The sequence below is a fragment of the Thermospira aquatica genome, assembly GCF_023525255.1.
Taxonomy (GTDB): Bacteria; Spirochaetota; Brevinematia; order Brevinematales; family Thermospiraceae; genus Thermospira; species Thermospira aquatica.
Genome location: NZ_CP073355.1, coordinates 2,292,244 through 2,311,441, shown reverse-complemented (window position 1 = coordinate 2,311,441; position 19,198 = coordinate 2,292,244). Strand labels below are relative to the sequence as shown.

General features: G+C 44.0%; 15 protein-coding genes. 7 read left to right on the top strand and 8 right to left on the bottom strand.

Annotated features, from left to right (window positions below; genetic code table 11):
- Positions 1-3 precede the first annotated feature (3 nt).
- A complete protein-coding gene (locus KDW03_RS11225) occupies positions 4-1,371 on the top strand; it encodes a UDP-N-acetylmuramoyl-tripeptide--D-alanyl-D-alanine ligase (protein WP_271435166.1) in 1,368 nt (455 codons plus the stop codon).
- A 36-nt stretch (positions 1,372-1,407) separates the two neighbouring features.
- Here the strand turns inward: KDW03_RS11225 and uvrB are convergent, their stop codons facing one another.
- Positions 1,408-3,384, bottom strand: a complete 1,977-nt coding sequence (gene uvrB / locus KDW03_RS11220) for an excinuclease ABC subunit UvrB (RefSeq protein ID WP_271435165.1) — start codon at positions 3,382-3,384, stop codon at positions 1,408-1,410.
- A 3-nt stretch (positions 3,385-3,387) separates the two neighbouring features.
- Positions 3,388-4,506, bottom strand: a complete 1,119-nt coding sequence (locus KDW03_RS11215) for a hypothetical protein (RefSeq protein ID WP_271435164.1) — start codon at positions 4,504-4,506, stop codon at positions 3,388-3,390.
- A 191-nt stretch (positions 4,507-4,697) separates the two neighbouring features.
- Between KDW03_RS11215 and KDW03_RS11210 the strand changes: the two genes are divergently transcribed.
- From KDW03_RS11210 to KDW03_RS11200, 3 genes are read left to right on the top strand one after another with little or no spacing between them, the layout of a single operon-like run.
- Positions 4,698-6,188 (top strand): PP2C family protein-serine/threonine phosphatase, encoded by a 1,491-nt coding sequence (locus tag KDW03_RS11210; RefSeq protein ID WP_271435163.1) that lies wholly within the window; start codon positions 4,698-4,700, stop codon positions 6,186-6,188.
- 8 nt (positions 6,189-6,196) lie between these two features.
- Positions 6,197-7,012 (top strand): hypothetical protein, encoded by an 816-nt coding sequence (locus KDW03_RS11205; protein WP_271435162.1) that lies wholly within the window; start codon positions 6,197-6,199, stop codon positions 7,010-7,012.
- Positions 7,013-7,741 (top strand): hypothetical protein, encoded by a 729-nt coding sequence (locus KDW03_RS11200; protein WP_271435161.1) that lies wholly within the window; start codon positions 7,013-7,015, stop codon positions 7,739-7,741.
- A 3-nt stretch (positions 7,742-7,744) separates the two neighbouring features.
- Here the strand turns inward: KDW03_RS11200 and KDW03_RS11195 are convergent, their stop codons facing one another.
- From KDW03_RS11195 to murB, 6 genes are all read right to left on the bottom strand, one after another.
- Positions 7,745-8,917, bottom strand: a complete 1,173-nt coding sequence (locus KDW03_RS11195) for an HD-GYP domain-containing protein (protein ID WP_271435160.1) — start codon at positions 8,915-8,917, stop codon at positions 7,745-7,747.
- 202 nt (positions 8,918-9,119) lie between these two features.
- Complete coding sequence (locus KDW03_RS11190; RefSeq protein ID WP_271435159.1) at positions 9,120-9,521, bottom strand: hypothetical protein; 402 nt, start codon at positions 9,519-9,521, stop codon at positions 9,120-9,122.
- A complete protein-coding gene (locus KDW03_RS11185) occupies positions 9,494-11,305 on the bottom strand; it encodes a carbamoyltransferase family protein (protein ID WP_271435158.1) in 1,812 nt (603 codons plus the stop codon). The genes KDW03_RS11190 and KDW03_RS11185 overlap by 28 nt, the downstream gene beginning before the upstream one ends.
- Positions 11,306-11,308: 3 nt before the next feature.
- On the bottom strand, positions 11,309-11,470 hold the full coding sequence (locus KDW03_RS11180) for a DUF5989 family protein (protein ID WP_271435157.1): 162 nt from the start codon (positions 11,468-11,470) through the stop codon (positions 11,309-11,311).
- Positions 11,415-13,319 (bottom strand): SGNH/GDSL hydrolase family protein, encoded by a 1,905-nt coding sequence (locus KDW03_RS11175; RefSeq protein WP_271435156.1) that lies wholly within the window; start codon positions 13,317-13,319, stop codon positions 11,415-11,417. Before KDW03_RS11175 ends, KDW03_RS11180 begins: the two co-directional genes overlap by 56 nt.
- Before the next feature lie 10 nt (positions 13,320-13,329).
- A complete protein-coding gene (gene murB / locus KDW03_RS11170) occupies positions 13,330-14,193 on the bottom strand; it encodes a UDP-N-acetylmuramate dehydrogenase (RefSeq protein WP_271435155.1) in 864 nt (287 codons plus the stop codon).
- A 122-nt stretch (positions 14,194-14,315) separates the two neighbouring features.
- Here murB and KDW03_RS11165 point away from each other — a divergent pair, with 122 nt between their 5' ends.
- From KDW03_RS11165 to nifJ, 3 genes are all read left to right on the top strand, one after another.
- Positions 14,316-14,984: a hypothetical protein gene (locus tag KDW03_RS11165; RefSeq protein WP_271435154.1), complete on the top strand. Its 669-nt coding sequence runs from the start codon at positions 14,316-14,318 to the stop codon at positions 14,982-14,984.
- Between the two features lie 291 nt (positions 14,985-15,275).
- Entirely contained in the window at positions 15,276-15,407 is a 132-nt protein-coding gene (locus KDW03_RS11160) for a hypothetical protein (protein ID WP_271435153.1), read from the top strand.
- A gap of 157 nt (positions 15,408-15,564) precedes the next feature.
- The gene (gene nifJ / locus KDW03_RS11155; RefSeq protein WP_271435152.1) at positions 15,565-19,098 is read left to right on the top strand and encodes a pyruvate:ferredoxin (flavodoxin) oxidoreductase; all 3,534 of its coding nucleotides are present in this window, start codon (positions 15,565-15,567) and stop codon (positions 19,096-19,098) included.
- Positions 19,099-19,198: the final 100 nt, after the last annotated feature.

Genomic DNA, 19,198 nt, shown 5'->3' with positions numbered 1-19,198 from the left:
GAGATGTTTAGTCTCGTGTGGTTAAAAGAGGTTCTTACGCTGAATAACTTTGCTCAGTGTATAGAGAATCTTGAAGAAAAACCTCTGGGTGTAACGGCCTTTTCTATTGATTCTAGGACTATTCAGCCTTCTGAGTGTTTTGTTGCTTTACCGGGTGAGCGTTTTGATGGGCATGATTTTATCCCGGATTGTGTAAGGCTTGGTGTAAAGGTTTTTATTATTGAACGCACATACTATAAAAAACACAAGAAGGCGTTATTACCGGGTATTTTCTTTGTCGTGAAGAAAAGTCGTGAGGCGCTAGGAGTGCTTGCTCGAGAGTACCGCAAGTACCTTTTTAGTAAGGTGATTGCGGTTACAGGAAGTTCTGGAAAAACGACGACTCGTGAACTTATCGCCTACTTGTTATCTTTAAAGTATCAGGTGCATTCCACGAAAAAGAATCTCAATAATGATATTGGACTTCCTTTGACGGTTCTGGAGGCAAAAGAGGGTGCGCATTTTATGGTGCTGGAGATGGGGATGAATCATCCGGGTGAGATAGGATATCTTTCTTCTATTATGCATCCCTATGCTTCGGTAATTACCAATGTGGGATATGCTCATATTGGCAACCTTGGGTCTTTGTATAATATTGCCCGGGCAAAGGGAGAGATTTTCCGTGGTATGGTGCCAAAGTATGGTGTAGCTTTTCTCAATCGTAATGATGAATTTTACAGTTATCATAAAAAACTTTCGCCTGTTGAGGTTGTGGATGTTATTCCTGAAGAAGTGACAATTATGGAAAACAGAGGTCTCGAGGGGTATCTTCTCTACTATCAGGGGATGAGTTTTCGTTTTCGCTTGCCTGGGCGGCATAATATCACCAATTTGGCTATAGCTCTTAAGGTGGCAGAGTATTTTGGTGTGGATATTATGCAGGCCTTACATGCTATAGAAGACTTTCAGCCTGTTTCAGGAAGAAGTGAGATTATTAAAACCGCTCAGTGGACGATTATTAATGATGCCTATAATGCCAATCCCTCTTCGATGAGAGCGGCTCTTTTCATGCTGAAAGACCTGCCTGGACGAAGGGTGGCAATTCTGGGGGATATGCTTGAGCTGGGGAAACTTTCCCGTTCTCTTCATGAGATGATAGGGGAAACAATTGTTACCAATCAGGTGGCAGATCTGGTGATCCTCCATGGGGAAGAGTCTCGTTATGCCTTTGAAAAACTTAAGTCAAATCAGATGCTTGCTTTTTGGTTTCCTTCCAAACAGGAACTTGTTCGGAGTATTCGTTCGCTTCTCCAGCCAGGGGATACGATTCTGGTAAAAGCTTCTCACGGGATGAAAATGGAAGAGGTTGTGGAAGAGCTTCGGAGAGGATAACTGGCTTTTTGATTCTCAGCGGAGAGTTTTTCTGGTTTATTCGATAGTGGTGCTGTGTTTGATTTCCTCGATTTGATCGCGGACAAATGCAGCTTTTTCAAATTCGAGGGATTCGGCATACTGGAACATGAGTTTTTCCATCTCTTGAATGAGGCGTTTTTTGTCCGGGATGGAGCGTTTGAGTTTTTCGAGTTCGTCGGCTTTTTCTTCGGTTTCTTTGAGTTTTCGTTCAAGGATATCGGCTATTTCTTTTCTTACGCTAGTGGGGGTAATGTTATGGATACGGTTGTACTCGAGCTGGAGTTCGCGGCGCCTATAGGTTTCCCGGATAGCTTCGGCCATACTTTCGGTGATGTTGTCAGCGTACATGATGACTTTTCCGTTGACATGGCGAGCGCTTCTCCCGATAATCTGGATAAGGGAACGAGCGGATCGGAGAAATCCCATCTTGTCGGCATCAAGAATAATAACGAGCGAGACTTCGGGGAGATCGATGCCTTCACGGAGAAGATTGATGCCGACGATCACATCGTAGATGCCCATACGGAGTTTTTTGAGAATCTCAACACGTTCAATCGTTTCCACTTCGGAGTGGATGTAGGCGACTTTCATGTTTTGATCAAGTAAATACTGGGTGAGGTCTTCTGCCATTTTTTTGGTCAGTGTGGTGATGATGGTGCGTTCCCCCTCTTGAATACGAAGCTGAACCTCTCGGATGATGTCTTCGATTTGTCCTGTCGTTGGACGAACTTCTACCTCCGGGTCAATAAGCCCTGTGGGGCGGATAATCTGCTCGACGATAGCTTCACTATGGGTGAGTTCGTATTCAGCGGGTGTTGCAGATACATACATGACGTGATCCAAAAGCGTGTCGAACTCTTCAAAGCGAAGAGGACGATTGTCAAGAGCTGATGGGAGGCGAAAACCAAAATCAACGAGAGTTTTTTTTCGGGAATAATCTCCATGGAACATGCCGTTGATCTGAGGGATAGTCTGATGGGATTCATCGAGGATTGTAAGAAACGGCCTTGGAAAGTAGTCGAGGAGAACAAAAGGGCGTTCACCGGGTTTGCGAAAAGAGAGATGACGGGAGTAGTTTTCAATACCGTTGCAATAGCCGAGCTCAGAGAGCATCTCGATATCGTACCGTGTGCGTGTTTCAAGACGATACGCCTCGAGAGTTTTGTTTTCAGCTTTGAGTTCAGCAACTCGCTGGGCAAGCTCAGCTTCGATGGATTCTATGGCAAGTTTAAGCTTATCCTGGGTGGTAAGGAAGAGCTTGGCTGGATAGATGACAATACGATCAAGTTCTTCGATAAGATTTCCTGTAATAAGATGGAGTCGTTTTATGGATTCAATTTCATCGCCAAACATTTCTATACGAATGACCTCTCGTGAGTAGGCAGTGTGGATATCGATAACATCTCCTTTAACCCGGAAAGAGGCTCTGTTGAGTTCGATGTCTGCTTTTTCGTACTGGATCTGGACAAGGTGGGAGAGAATACTTTCCCTGTCTCTTATCATGCCTTTTTTGAGGAGAAGCATGAGTTCCTTGTAGTCTGTTGGAGCTCCCAGACCATAGATACACGAGACAGAGGCGACAACAATAACATCATGTCTATCCATAAGGGAGGCAACAGCTGACACACGCATTCTGTCTATTTCGTCGTTGATGCTTGCATCTTTTTCGATGTAGAGGTCTCGCTGAGGTACATATGCCTCTGGCTGATAGTAGTCATAGTAGGAAACAAAGTATTCCACGGCATTCTCAGGAAAAAAATCCCGGAACTCTCGATAAAGCTGGGCCGCAAGGGTTTTATTGTGAGACATGATAAGGGTAGGATACTGGAGTGCCTGGATAACATGAGCCATGGTGAAGGTTTTCCCACTCCCTGTAACACCGAGGAGAACCTGGCGTTTTTTTCCCTCTTGAAAGTTTTTTACAAGAGCTTCAATGGCTTTGGGTTGATCACCTGCAGGTTGAAATGGGGCATGGACACGAAAAGCTGGCATATTTTACTGACCGGTGCTTGCATGTCTTATGGAAAAGCATACAACTTTGGAGGGAAAGGAAAATGGAATAAAAATATAGTTCTGGTAAATATCCATGGGGAGTTTTAGTCCTTGTTTCTGGATACTTCCAAGGTAACGTTGAAAGAGAAGTCTTCCGTTTGAGGCATCGTATACACCGACGTTTCCGTTATCATCAAGGGAGAAGATGCTCTGATAGGTGCTATTGTACACAAGGGGAGCATAACTAATAGGAGCATACGTGGCAACTCCCCACTGTTGATTGCCAGAAAGATCATAACTGCGAATTCCTCCCTCGAAGGTTTTGGCGGAGGGGACGTAAAGCAAAAAGCTACTCCAGGTAGGGGAGGCTTTCACTGCAAAGTTTTTGAAAGTGCTCAGAGAAGGAGTAGTGTCACTCTGAAGAAGAGAAGAGGTTGTGCCAATATAGAGCTTGTTGCCCCATGCGATGAATACGCCTGTAGGATTGTCACTATGGGTGCTTGTGCCCATAGCATTGAAATTCTGGTCGTATCTTTGAAGTTTTGTGGTAGTATCAGTTTCCCGAATAAGAGCATAATAGTCATTGCCTATTTTTTCCATGGCGATGACGCCATTTAACAGCGAATATGTTCCGCTTATCGTTCCGTTGTTTGACAGAATAACTGCCTCACTGGATGAATAGAGCAGTACTCCTTCAGGAAGGGTTAGATAACGGTTGACAAGGGGCTTGATAGGAAAACTTTGTTGGTTAGCTATAGAACCATTGAGAGTTTCCACGGTATAGAAGACACTTGTTTGAGGTCCCGTGTTGGAGTATCCTATGATATACAGGGTAGAACCCATCGGGAGTATGGTAGTGAGGGTGATGGGGAGGGTGATCTTCCATCGCAAGAGGCCACTTCCAGCATCAAGAGCATATAAGGTATTTCCTTCGTCAGCGAAAAGAAGGAGGTTGGCTGAGGGCATGGTTTCTATGCCCAGAGAAATGGGATTTGAAACATAGTATTCCCATAAGATGCCGTTTTCATCGATAGTGTCTTCCATCAGGGTACATGCTGTCACAGAAATAACTACAAGAATAAAGATTACGTTTTTTTTAAGAGAATGTATGAGAAAACGCATATAAGCCTCCTTTTTTTGGAAAAAATTTTCCAAAACCATTGCTCTTTTTTTTGTTTTTCTCTATAATAGTATAGATACATCAAAAGAAAAAATCAAGTAAAAAATATTTTATCTGTAAATAATACGTTTATTATCCTGAAAAAGAGAAATCTTTTAAGAAAATTTTGAATTTTTGAGAAAAAGAGGGTGATATGAGTGTATGGTATGTTATTGGGGGAAGTTTTGGATTATTTTTGATGGTTCAGTATATAGCGTTTCTTCTCTTTCTTTTGAGAAAAGGTGGCTCGAAAGAGATTAAGCCGGATCTGTTGTATATTATTCTGGCGGGTGGTCTTATCTCCCTCCTGGGATTTCTAGGGTGGATGGGGCAAAGGGTTCCGTTTTCTGTGGAACTTGCTGAGATGAGTTTGGTGCTTATCATCGTTAGTTGTTTTGTTTTGCTTTTGCGGTATATTTTTGTTTGGGTAAAGGATCTTGGTTTTGTCGAAACCGATGGGTATAGAGAGTATACACGCTGGTATGTTTTTTGGTATTTTTTGCTGACGGGAGGGATAATTGTTTCTCTTTTGTTTTTGCCGTTTCGATGGTGGGACCGTTTTGGTGATTGGATAGTTTTAGGGATAGGGGGATATCTTTTTCTAACCGGTGTTCTGGAGGGGGTTGAGTTTGTTTCGTTGATGAAACGGGAAAAGGGGAAAATTTCTGCGATCAATGCTCTCCGTTATCGGACGTTACTTTTTGGGGGGGAAGGGGCTATTCTTATCTGGATCGGGGCTTTTTTAGGAAAGATATGGTGGGTTGAGTGGTCGGGATTTTTAATGTCTTTGGGGTGTGTTTTTATGTCTCTTGCAATGTCTTTTTATCTGATTTTTGAATATATTGAGGTTTTTGTTCGTGAGGCTGAGTCGAGAAGACGTCTTGCCGAGGTAAACAAAAAGGTGATGGATGAGATACGGACAGCTCAGTCGCTTCAGATTTCGTTGTTGCCAATTGATAGACAACGGGCATTGCAAAAGATTATAGATATGGAAATCTCCTACATGCCCATGCAGAGTGTGGGAGGGGACTACTATGATATGTTTTTGCTCTCGGATGATGTGTTGCTTTTCTTGTTGGGGGATGCTTCCGGTCATGGGGTGTATGCGGCGATGATATGGGCTATGCTCAAGGTTGAGGTGGAGGAATTGATAGAAGAAAAACGATTTTCTCATCTTTCCGAGGCTTTTACCGTTTTGAATCGTCGTATTACAAGGATTCTGGAAAATACTTATTCTTATATTACACTTTTTGCTATTATGGTGGACAGAAAAGCTCAGCAGATACATTATTTATCAGCGGGGCATATTGATCAATTGTATTATAGTGTAAAAGAGGATGCTGTAAAGCACTTGAAAAACAAGAATCCTATTGTGGGAACTTTTAAGAATGCTAAATTTCAAGAGGATGTTATCAGGTATCATGCTGGGGATGTTCTTCTCATGTTTAGCGATGGGGTTATAGAGGGTGCAAATCCTATGGGAGAGCAAGTGGGTTTGGATCGTTTGACGGAGTTTTTTGATGTTGTGGTCAGAGAAGTGAATTCGGCTTCGGATGTTATTGGAGGGATGTTAATGCACCTGGAGGATTTTTATGAGGGTGCCGTTCAGGATGATGATAGAACATTTATGGCGATTCGTTTTTAGGAGGACCTATGATAGGCCGAATTTTGGGGCGAAGTTTTTGGTCGTGGTGGGATAATCTTTCGTATAGTCTTGTGACTTCTCTTATAGGTTCGATGAATCCTTCCTTTTTGGTGCTAGTTCCCACAGTTGCTTTTGTCATAACGACGGATGTGACTTTTGTCCAGCAGCATTGGGGCTTTTGGATAGTGATGATCTGTACGACAATAGGGGGTATGTGGCTCTGGCCTTTGTCGGTGGTCAGTCATGTTATGCATGAGAGAATGATAGATGGGCCTGTGGTTGAGTATTTTAAAACGCTCTGGAAGATGGTGAAGGAGTGGTTTTTTCCTTCTCTTGGCTGGTGGATAGGAGGAACAATATCGGGGGGACTTCTTGGGCTTTCTCTGGTTTTTTCTCTTGAGCAGGTGAGGGTGTTCCCTCTTTTTTGGTCTTTAGTTGTTTTGTTCGCCTTGTGGTTTTTGGTTGTTCTGATGATGATGCAGATGGTTTTGGTAGTGTTACTTTATAAAAGTGGATTGAAACCTCAAGAGATGTTGGTGCTGGCTTTGTATACGGTGGCGAGGCATGGAGTGGTGTACTTTGTGATGTTGGTTATCTCTTGGGTTGTGTATGCCTTTCTTTTTGTTCCTGCTACCAATCCGATTACCTTGGTGATTCCATTAGTGACGGTGTATGGGATTGGACCCGTATTGCACGTGTGGACTTTTCGTTATGTTTTTGAAGAGGCTCTTCCGGCAGAGAAGAAGCGATCTCTTTTGGAGCTTTTTACACCTTTTGTTCAGCTCTGGCAAAGTGTGAAACGTTTTTTCCAGGGCGGTAAATGAATGAGAACCTGTTTGGTCTTACCACTTCATACAGAATTGGGGGAGATTCGAGAGAAATTGGTGCTTTTTTCTTCATTTCAGGGGAGAGTAATAGCCGTAGGGGATCCTGTTCCTTCTTGTGATCGATTGGTGATTGATTTGACGATGGATTGGTTCCGTCCTATGATGACGCCAGCTATGGTGATGGAGCTTTTTGCGAGTTTGTATGAGTATTTTTCTTTTCCTGATGTGGAGAAGGTTGTTTTGCAGGGATATACTCTTGAGACGAATGATGGAGCACTTCAACGGATAGGGTTTATTTTTGAGGGAATGGTGAGAATGATGCGGGATTTATTTGGAGTAAAAACAGTGAGACTTCCCACCATTATCTCTCGTCGGGGGCTTCTCAATAGTAAACATCCGCTCATGGTTTGTCTTTCAGCATTGAAGCATGGGGTACAGGAAAGAATCCGCTGGAGTGCTCAAAGCGAGGTAGTGCTGGCTTATGAAATGGATATGTTGCCGTGGTTGCTGGATTGGTTAACATCCGATGCTCTTGGGTGTGGAAATCTAGGAGGAGAAAGGTATACTTTAGGAGAGATTGTAGAGAAAACGGAGATGATCTTTTCGTATGCCGGAGTAACTTTTGATTCTCATCGATGGTTTCGTGCCCTTCCAGGGGAAGAGTGTTTGAATGTTACCTTTTCTTATGGGATTGAAAATATCGCCATGGATTTGTTGGATGTATGAGATTTAGATTCTTCCAAGAATTTTGTCAAATTTGGCAATATAAGCTGGGTCAATAATGCGCTTCACGATCATGCGAGAGTAATCTTTTTCAAGGTTGATTTGAACAGGAAAACGGAGAAAACATTCCTGGAGATTGGAAGATTTGTGGGGGTTGAAAAAGATATTGACAACTGGTCGAAGGGTAAATTTCTGGTTGTTAGGATAGTCTACGACGTACCCTATTTCTCCTGTGTTTAGTAAAACGTAGCTATCGAGAGGATACAGAGGAGATTCATGGAGTTTTTGGACAAGATGTTTCAAAAAAGTCTGGGCAAGCTGAGGATGAAATCTTTTTCCTGATTGTTCCATGATATAGGCAAAGGCTTCATCCATGGTTTTTGCTTCCCGGTAGGGCCGCATACTTGTTATTGCGTCAAAGACATCCGCCAGGGAAATGATGTTGGCAAGGATATTGAGTTTTTCGTGGTTGATGCCGAGAGGATATCCACCTCCCTGGTGATTTTCGTGATGACAGAGAGCACTCTTGAGAACATTCTCGGAAAAAACCCCCTCTGCTTGAAGGGTTTTGTAAGTATAAACAGGATGCTGTTTTATGATTTTCCATTCTTCGGGGGTAAGAGGAGAAACTTTATCGACAATGTCGGAGGGAATCAGGATCTTTCCGATGTCATGAAAGAGGGCTGCAATACCAAGGTCGTGGATTTTTTCCTCGGGGAGATTGATCATTGTGGCGATGAGGATGGAGATGTTTGTGACATTAATGGCGTGGGTATAAATGTATTGATCGTTGGATTGAAGTTCAAGAAGGTTTAGATAGGCGTCTTTGTTTTTTCGAATATCCTGGATAAAATCTCCGACAACTTCCTGAGCTGCCTTGGTCGGGATTCCCGTTGTATTGTTTTTTAGCATGTTTTCGATTTCGATGAGAAGGTTGGCGGCTTTATTGATGTTGGCTTCACTGATCATGGACTGGCTTACAGGCTGTTTAAAAAGCATGGATTCCTGGGTGTAGTGTATTTTTTTGATTTTTTTCAGCTTGAGATTTTCGATGATGTCTTTGGTAAGAGGTTGACCTTTTGGGAGAACAAGTGTGTCTTGATCGTCATACACATCTCCACTAAAGACCATTCCTGGATAGAGAGAATTGACATAAAGCTCCATCACGACTTGAAACATGCACAACCTCACTTGGGAAAGTGTGTATATTACTATAACAAATTTGGAGAATTTTGTCAACTATTTGAAATTTCAGTGTTTACTTTTGTAAGTAAACAATCAAGGGACAATGAATCGACAATGCCAGGAAGGAAAGGATGAAAAGTTTTAACCGGGAAGAAATCTTTCTCTTTTCTTTTCTGGTTCTTATGAGCGCTTTCTTCTAAAACCATCTTTGCATGCGTTTAAGGTCGTTTTCTTTAGGGGAAAAATCCTGCCATTCTCCTGTATTTTTATGAACATGATCCTGACCGAATAAACGCAGAAGAATAAATAACGGTGTCAGAATAAGGTAAAAGAGAGTACCAAGAACAATGGTTGATATCAAATGTGAGAGCACATCCCATAAACGGGAGGCAATCCACTGGGTAATCCATAGCCCCTTAGGCCAGAGAATCCCACCAATCCAGTGATAGAGCCAGAGTCCCGCTGTAACCCACATTACTGTTGGGGGGAATCCTTTCCACCAGCCGATGAGGGTTAAAATCAGCATTCCTAACCCAAAAGAAAGTCCAAAATGCCGGTATTCAGAAACCGTTAGTCGGCTATGAGGGTGCTTTTCCATGTTTGGAGCTCCTTAAAGGGAGGTTGTTTTGTCTTTTCAAGATAGTAGTTTCCGATAACGAGAACATCGATATTTGTTCCCATAAAACACCGGTAAGCATCGCGGGGATCGTTCACAATCGGCTCTCCCCGAACGTTAAAAGAGGTGTTGATGATGACACCACATCCAGTGAGACGTTTAAATGCCTCAAGGAGAGTATAAAAACGGGGATTTGTTTCTCTGTGAACGGTTTGGAGACGGGCTGAAAAGTCAACGTGCGTGATCGCCTGGAGTTTTGACCTTGGCTGTTTCAAGAGTTCGAGTCCTGTCTTATCTTCCCTTGACACAGGGAAACGATGCTCTTTTTTCACGTCGGCAACAAAAAGCATGTAGGGAGATGGTCTATCCCACTCGAACCACTCGTTGACATCCTCTGCTAAGACCGCCGGGGCAAAGGGACGAAAAGACTCTCGAAACTTAATCTTGAGATTCATGGTTGTTTGCATATCCTGGCTTCTCGCATCTCCTAGGATAGAACGGTTTCCCAGGGCTCGTGGACCGAACTCACTTCTCCCCTGGAACCATCCCACAACTTTGCCATCAGCAATATCTCGTGCTACTCGTTGAAACAAAACCTCATCCTCAAGCCTTTCATACACCGCCTGGTAAGCATCCAGGACTTCCCGGATTTTATTGTCGCTATACGATGGTCCGAGATAACTTCCTTTTTGAAAGTCATGGATCCCATCGGCGCTTCGCTTCTCTCCTAAGTAACCATACCATACGGCGAGGGCTGCTCCCAGTGCACCACCAGCGTCTCCTGCTGCAGGTTGTATCCACACATCCTCAAATCCGCTTTCTCGTAGGATGTGGTTATTCGCTACACAGTTGAGGGCTACGCCTCCGGCAAGACATAGGTACTTTTCCTGTGTTATTTCTCGAGCGTAACGCGCCATTTTCACAAGAGCTTCGGTAGTGACTGCCTGAATGGATGCCGCTACATCCATGTAAAACTGAGTTGGGGTAGCGCCTTGAGGGAGGGCTTTCAGGCCAAAGAGTTTCTCAAAAGCACGGGAAATCATCGTAAGTCCACTGATGTAGTTAAAATATTTCTCATGGAGATAGAGGGAACCATCCTCTCGAATGGTTACGATATGCTTTTTAATGAGATCAACATATTTGGGTTCTCCATAGGGGGCCAGTCCCATCAATTTGTACTCACCGGAGTTGACCTTAAAACCACAGTAGTAGGTAAACGCTGAATACAAAAGCCCCAAAGAATGGGGAAAATCGATATGTTTCAAAAGCTCAATACGGTTACCATTGCCTCTTCCTATCGTGGTGGTATTCCACTCTCCGGCACCATCCACCGTGAGAATAGCCGCTTTTTCAAAAGGCGAGGGATAAAACGCACTTGCCGCGTGAGCCTGGTGATGGGAAGAGAAAAGAACGGGACCGTCGTAATGAAGTTCCTTGCGGATAAGGTCCTCTAACCAGAGCTTTTGCTTTAACCAGATCGGGATAGCCATAAGAAAGGAGCGCAGTCCGCGAGGGGCAGTATGAATATACGAAGCAAGTATCCGATCAAATTTCACGAGTGGCTTGTCGTAGAAAACAACATAATCCACGTTTTTTATATTCACTTGAGCTTCGGCAAGGCAATAGGCAATGGCTTCCCGGGGAAAAGACTCATCCCCCTTTTTTCTGGAGAATCTCTCCTGTTGGGCTGCTGCAACAATTTCACCATCTCTGACAATTGCAGCGGCACTATCATGATAAAAGGCAGAAATCCCTAAGATGACCATAGGCTAAAAGAGGCTATAGATAAAGGGTGCCAGCGCCTGCGACTGGGCAAGAATCACAACCACACCAAAAATTGCAAGAAGTAAAATAATAGGAATAAGCCAGAGCTTTTTATTTTCCTTGACAAAAAGCCAGAATTCCTTCAAAAATTTCCCCAATGAATTCACGGTTGCCTCCTTTTTTGTGCATCACTGTTGCACTGTTGCTACTATTATAGCATGGCCAGGGATTTTTTGCCAAAAAATCGATGGTTTCTCTCCACTGGTCTGGTTTTCCCAGCATACGAGCAAGGGATTGCCCTTTTTTCTCAATTTCGAGGCGTTCTTTTTTTTCGGCAAGAAGATACGCCATGGCGTAAAATTGAATGGCCTCCTCGTAACGGTTTCGCGAGGTGTAGAACTCTGCACAGTTTTTGTAACCTGTTGGGATGCCTGGATTGTTGTGCCGATAGGCCTGGAGGAGTACCTCTATTGTCTCCCACTCTTTGTTGTCTGTGAGCCGGGAGAGAAGGTAATTCCCAAAACTCTGGTTCTTTTTGCTTGAGAAGGAGGCAAGAATCTCAGAGAAAGGCTTTCTGGTGAGCATGCCTATTTCTCCCCAGGCAGGATCTTTCGTGTATGGGATCAACATGTCTTTGTAGGGACTCTGGGAGAGGAGGGTAAGAATATTTTGAATCGCCATAAACTCATCATAGACAGTAAGCCAAAGCCCGGCATCGATCCAATCCTCGTGAGCAAGTCCTGGCAGATGGGACACCTCTTTTAACGGCAGAGCGTTGGAAGAGGGGGCTTTTGTCTTGAAATCTTTAAGAGAGAGTACGGCTTCTACCCCCAGGTTTGCGAGCAATCTTTGGCCTGTATAGTTAAAATGAAGATGGTCAATAAAAAGTTTTCTTCCGAAACCCTCTGATCCGTAAACTTCTTTAATTTTTTGGTGAAGGGGGATGAAACTTACATGCCAGTGTGCTCCTGCATTTGAGAGTACGTCTTGTAAAATCTCCCGATAACGGAAGGGGATGGTGTCTCTGTCTTTTGCTTGTTTGAGAATATCAAGAAACTCCTCTTTTCTTGCGCGTCTTGCTAAACCGTCAAGATAGAGGATATGGGCGTTGTTTGGGTAGGTTGTTCGCCAGTTGGAAAGAAGTTGCGCCGTTGAAACGGTTTGCCAGGTCTCATGTCGGAAGAAATGAGTATTGGAGAGGATAAGTGGGGCTACTTCTCTCTCTCCCTCACTGGCAAAAGGAGGCATGTGGATAAGGTTGGCTGCCATCTTGTAAACGATGACCTCTACATGGTGTTTTTTTGCCCAGGAAAACACCCTGGTGAGATTACGCCGAAAGGCATCAGCTACTTCTGCGTCTTTTTCCCCCATGGGGAGTTGACGACCGGAAAATTGAGCAGCCATCATGGTTTTCGAGGGTTTTTGGCTTTTTTCAAAGAGAGCGAAAAGGATTTGGAATATTCTCCACTCTCGAAGAAAGAGATATATTTGTTTCGAGAGATCTCCACCCCCTGTGGTCACTGAAAGCGTTCCGTAGTATTCATTCTGTCCTGTGTAGAGAACAATGATGTCGGGTTGATAACGGGCAAGTTTTCGTGTGACATCGGCAACATAGTAACTACTCATGGCACTATAGCCGAGATTGATCACTTCAATGTGTTTTTCTGGCAAAAGGAATTGGAGTTGGATTTCTATCATTTTGGTGAATGATTGATTGGGTTCAAATGGCCATCCCTGGGCTGTGGAACCACCAAGAACAAATATCCGCAGTCCATTGGTGGGTTTTTGTGCAAGAAAGAGGTTTTTAAACTTTGCCTCTGAGCGGGGAGTTCTTCTCCCGGGATAATACTTGTTGAGAAAATCCGGGTTGTCTCTGAAGTAGGGGGTTCCAGCTACCCGTTCAAAAGGTTCTGTGCTGTACCCTATGCCCATCACTCTCAGTATACCCTCAAGGAGGAAAAACATCCCTATCCACAAAAAGAAAAAGAGAATTCCGTACATCCAGCCTTTTTTCATATTATTTCTCCTAGCGGATAATCCTTACTTCACGTTCAAGATGCACCCCTGTTTTTTCATACACGAGGCGTTCTATTTCCTCGAGGAGACGGATCACATCGTCGGCGCGTGCAGAGCCTGTATTGATGATGAAATTGGCGTGTTTCTCATAAACTTTCGCACCACCGATAGAAAAACCTTTCAGTCCAATTTCATCAATCACTTTACCCGCAGGAAGGTTGTGGCTATAGTCGTTTTTGAAAGCACAACCGGCCGAGGGGTAGGCGTATTGCCCTTTTTGTTCTCTGTCACGACGACAGGCCTCTGTTTTGGTCCTCACGTCATCGATAGGGGCATCGTGAAGTTTGAGCCCTACCTCAAGGATTATCCAATCTTCATGTTCCATGAAGATACTTTTTTTGTAAGAGTATTGTATTTCTTTGTGGGAAAGAAAAAACTCCTTCCCCGAAAAGTCTATCACACGAACCTTTTCCACGACCTCGCTCATCTCATGCTGATAGGCACGCGCGTTCATATAGGTGGCTCCTCCCACTGTTCCGGGAAGTCCACCGCTCCATTCCAGCCCGCTTTTCCCATTTTCTATAGCCCAGGTGGTGAGATGGTCCATCGTCATTCCCGCTCCTACCCAGAGAAGTTCCTCCTCTCGTAGCCAGGAGAGTGCTCGCGTGCTTATCACGAGCCCTTGAATGAGACCATCAGCAAAGAGAATATTTGAGCCCCCTCCCAGGACAATGACCCTCCATGTGTTTTGTCTGGCAAGGGATAGGACATACCTGACTTCATTTATTGTAGATGGCTCGCAAAAAAATTCTGCCTCTCCGCCTATTTGAAAGGTTGTTTTATCCGAGAGAGGAACACGCTGCAGGATTTCCATATTCACACCTCTTTTTTTTCCCTCATAGTATAGGGAAAACAGCCAAAAAAGGCAAACACAGGCTTGGAAAAATGGCAAGAATCTTTATGATAGTGTATAATGTATTTCAGCGGAAAATGTGTATGATGGGCAGGAAACTTCTTTTTGTGCATGGAGCTGGTCTGGTTTTTGTGTCTATGCTGTTTTCTAATCCTTTTCCAGGTATTGAAATAGATGACAACATGCCACCTTTTGTCGAAACAAAAGAGTATGCCTATTTTAAAGAAAAAGATAATTTCAGGGGCTTTCTTTGGGGAGAAGAGCGTCCTACCGTTCTCCAAAAGGAAAAGGCGATCTTTTTTACCAATGTCTCCCAGGACAAACTTATCCTCACTCTATTCTATCAAGAAGGGAGAAAGTGGCTTCCTTTTCTTCGACAAGAAATAACGATTGGGTACGTTTTCGAAAATAACCGTCTTATTTTAGGCTATTATCTTGTTCCTCTTCAGAGTTTTGATGAGGCTACCAATGTCTATGAACGAATGAAAGTCTCCTTTGTTCGTCAATACTCAGATAGAGCTTCGTATAGTCTTGGCTATATCAATCCCCCCGAAGGTGATCTGGAAGGTGTTCTTGCCTTTTATAGGTGGCGAACATCCAACACCCACATAGAGCTTACCCTTGAACGACAAAAGATTCTCCTTGACAGAAAAACACGTGTGGAAAAAACCATACCTTTTGTTATTGTGATGAGCTACACGGATGCCTCTCAGGACGAGCGCACCTTCAAGGCGACAGATGATCATCCATAGTATTCGTGGAAGCCGGGCAATTTCTCTTGATGCACAAGGGAAGAGGGGAAAAAGAACTTCAACTCCAGGGAAGCCAGAGAGTAAGAGAAGTTTTGAGCTATTAAGGAGATATTATGTTTGACGATAACTTCTTGATACCTGCCAAAAACTTTTTATAAAGGGGCAAAAATCACTCATCTTGAATATTCTGAAAATGTAGTGGAAGTGTCTCTTCACACGCCGGATCTTCAATTTATTATTCGAGGGACAAGTGGAAAAAGAGGTGGACTTTCTGCTTTTTTAGAGGGTGCCATGGAACGGATTATCCATGAGAGTGTTGATGCCTCGATTGAGCTTTCTGTTTTTGATAAAAAGGGGAAACATATCTGGAGTGGGAAAGGAGAAAATGCAGGACTTGAACTTACCGGAACTATCAGGATATAGTATTGATAAGCGATCCGGGGAAAAGTCGAAAAAAATTTTTCTTCTGGAACATATTCTCAAATAATGCGCTTTCTTTTCAAAATGTCCCTTAAAAATTTGTATTTTTTTTGCTTTAGTAGTAAAATAACAACTGGAAATTTTTATTCGGAGGTATCCCATGGGAAAGAAAATGGTAATGATGGATGGGAATAACGCAGCGGCGTATGTAGCCTATGCTTTTACCGAAGTAGCGGCTATCTATCCCATCACTCCGTCATCGAACATGGCGGAGCATTGTGATGAATGGGCTGCCCAGGGCAAGAAGAATATCTTCGGCCAGGTAGTCAGGGTAGTGGAGATGCAGTCTGAGGCCGGTGCTGCAGGCGCAGTGCATGGTTCACTTCAGGCAGGTGCTCTTACAACAACATTTACGGCTTCTCAGGGCTTATTACTCATGATTCCCAATATGTACAAGATTGCGGGGGAGCTTTTGCCCGGTGTGTTTCACGTAAGTGCCCGAACTATAGCAAGCCATGCTCTCTCTATTTTTGGTGACCATTCAGATGTTATGGCTACCCGTCAGACAGGGTTTGCTATGCTTGCCACTTCTTCAGTTCAGGAGATTCTTGATCTGGCTCCAGTAGCGCATCTTGCAGCTCTCAAGAGCCGTATTCCTTTTCTTCATTTCTTTGATGGTTTCCGTACTTCTCATGAAATACAAAAAGCTGAAGCCCTTGATTATGAAGATTATGCTTCTCTTCTTGATCATGAGGCTCTGGATGCTTTCCGGAAAAATGCCCTTAATCCCGATGCCCCTGTAACGAGGGGGACGGCACAGAACCCTGATGTATTTTTCCAGGCTCGTGAGGCTTGTAACAAGTTTTATGATGCTGTGCCTGATATTGTGAATGATTACATGCAAAAGATGAGTAAGCTCACCGGTCGTACGTATAAACCATTTACGTATTATGGTGATCCAAATGCTGAGAATATTATTGTTGCTATGGGTTCTGTTTGTGATCTCATTGAGAGTACTATTGATTATCTTGCGAAGAAAGGGGAGAAGGTTGGTCTCATCAAGGTTCATCTTTACCGTCCCTTCTCGGCGAAGTATTTCTTTGATGTGCTTCCGAAGAGTGTGAAACGGATTGCTGTGCTTGACAGAACCAAAGAACCCGGCGCAGCTGGAGAACCCCTCTATCTTGATGTGAAGAACATCTTTTATAATAGACCCGGGGCTCCTCTGATTGTAGGTGGACGTTATGGTCTGAGCTCGAAAGATACCACGCCTGAACATATCATCGCTGTTTACAAAAACCTCAAACTTCCCGAGCCTAAAGATCGATTTACTGTAGGTATCGTGGATGATGTGACTTTCCTCTCTTTGCCCGTGGACAATGAGGTTGTTAATGTGACGCCAGAAGGTACTTTTGAGGCGAAGTTCTTTGGTTTGGGTTCTGATGGTACCGTGGGTGCTAACAAAAATTCGATTAAGATTATTGGTGATAATACTGACTACTATGCTCAGGCTTACTTTGCCTACGATTCGAAGAAGTCGGGTGGTATTACGGTGTCTCACCTTCGCTTTGGGAAAAAGTCGTTAAAACTCCCCTTCCTTGTTAATAACCCCGACTTTGTTGCGTGCCATGTACCATCCTACCTTGACAAATACGATGTGCTTAAGGGGCTCAAGAAGGGCGGTACTTTCCTCCTTAATAGCATCTGGGATGAGAAAGAGGTTGTGGATCATATCCCTGATGCTATGAAAAAGTACATGGCTGAAAATGATATCAAGTTCTATATTATTAATGCGACCAAGATTGCTGAGGAGATCGGGCTTGGTGGTCGTATTAATACCATCATGCAGTCAGCTTTCTTCAAGTTGATGCCGGTCATCCCTTATGAAGAGGTTGTTAAACACATGAAAAAGGCCATAGAGAAAACCTATGGCAAAAAAGGTGAAAAGATTGTCAATATGAACTATGCAGCCGTTGATCGTGGTGGAGAAGTGATTGAGGTGAAGGTTCCGGCAGAGTGGAAAAACCTTAATCCGAAGCCTGCTCCCAAAAAGGATGTTCCCGAGATTATTGAGAAGATCGTTATCCCTGTCAATAGTCTCAAGGGTGATGATCTCCCTGTTTCGGCTTTTGTTGGTCGTGAAGACGGCACCCTTCCTCCAGGAACCTCCCAGTACGAGAAGCGCGGTATTGCCATCAATGTGCCTGAGTGGATTCCAGAGAATTGTATCCAGTGTAACCAGTGTTCGTTTGTTTGTCCCCATGCGGTGATTCGTCCTTTCCTTCTTGATGAAAAGGAGATGCAAGGGCTTCCTGCGGGTACAGCTACTCTGAAGGCTATGGGTAAGGGGCTGGAAAACTTCCAGTATCGTATCCAGGTTTCAGTGCTTGATTGTACAGGGTGTGGTAACTGTGCTGATGTATGTCCTGGAAAACAGGGGAACAAGGCCCTGGTGATGAAGCCTCTTGAGACCCAAAAGGCTGAGATTGAGCGCTGGGATTATTTTTCAAAGAATGTTACATATAAGACAGATGTTGTGACAAATAAGTATACGGTGAAAGAGAGCCAGTTCTTAAGGCCACTCTTTGAGTTCCATGGAGCTTGTGCAGGATGTGGTGAAACACCATACATCAAGGTAATTACCCAGCTCTATGGTGATCGTATGATGATCGCCAATGCTACCGGATGTTCCTCGATTTACGGAGGAAGTTTCCCGGCCACACCATACTGTACGAATGCAGAAGGCAAAGGGCCAACCTGGGCTAACTCGCTCTTTGAGGATAATGCTGAGTATGGTTTTGGTATGGCTATGGCTGATATGCAGATGAAGCAGTACCTTGAACAGCTTATTGATCAAGCGGTAGCTGAGGGAGTTTCTGGCGAATTGAAAGACGCTCTTCTTGAATGGAAAGCAAATCGCACCAACGCAGACAAGGTCAATCCTCTGGCAGAGAAGATTAAACGCATGCTGACGGGTAAACAGACAGGAACTCTTGCCGAGATTCAGAAGCTTTCTTCTTACTTAACCAAGCGATCCTTCTGGGTGATTGGTGGTGATGGATGGGCGTATGATATTGGTTTTGGTGGGCTTGACCATGTGCTAGCCTCCGGATTAGATATCAATATTCTTGTTTTGGATACCGAGGTATACTCTAATACCGGTGGACAATCTTCAAAGTCAACTCCGACGTCAGCTATTGCGAAGTTTGCTGCAAGCGGAAAGCGTGTACGCAAGAAAGACCTGGGACTTATGATGATGAGTTATGGGTATGTGTACGTAGCTCAGGTAGCTATGGGGGCAAACAAGGCTCAGTTCCTCAAGGCAGTATCAGAAGCCGAGGCATACCCTGGACCTTCAATCATTATTGCTTATTCACCATGTATCAACCATGGTCTCTATGCAGGCATGGGTAAATCTCAGGAGGAAGAGAAACGGGCAGTAGAGGCTGGATATTGGCATCTCTACCGCTACAATCCTTTGCTTGCGGAACAGGGACAAAACCCATTCCAGCTTGATTCCAAAGAGCCCACCGGGAACTTTAGAGAATTCTTGTTGGGAGAGGTACGCTTTGCATCGCTCCAGAAGCTTTTCCCTGAACAGGCAGAAGAACTCTTCAAAGCAGCAGAGGAGAACGCAAAATGGCGTTATCAGATGTATAAACGCCTCGCGAACATGGACTATTCTGTGAAGTAGGCAAAGAGCGAAATAGGATCGGCCTGTCGTAAGACAGGCCGTTTTTTTTTTTGTAAGAATTGCATTTGATTTTAGTAGAAAAAAATTTACTACTAAAATC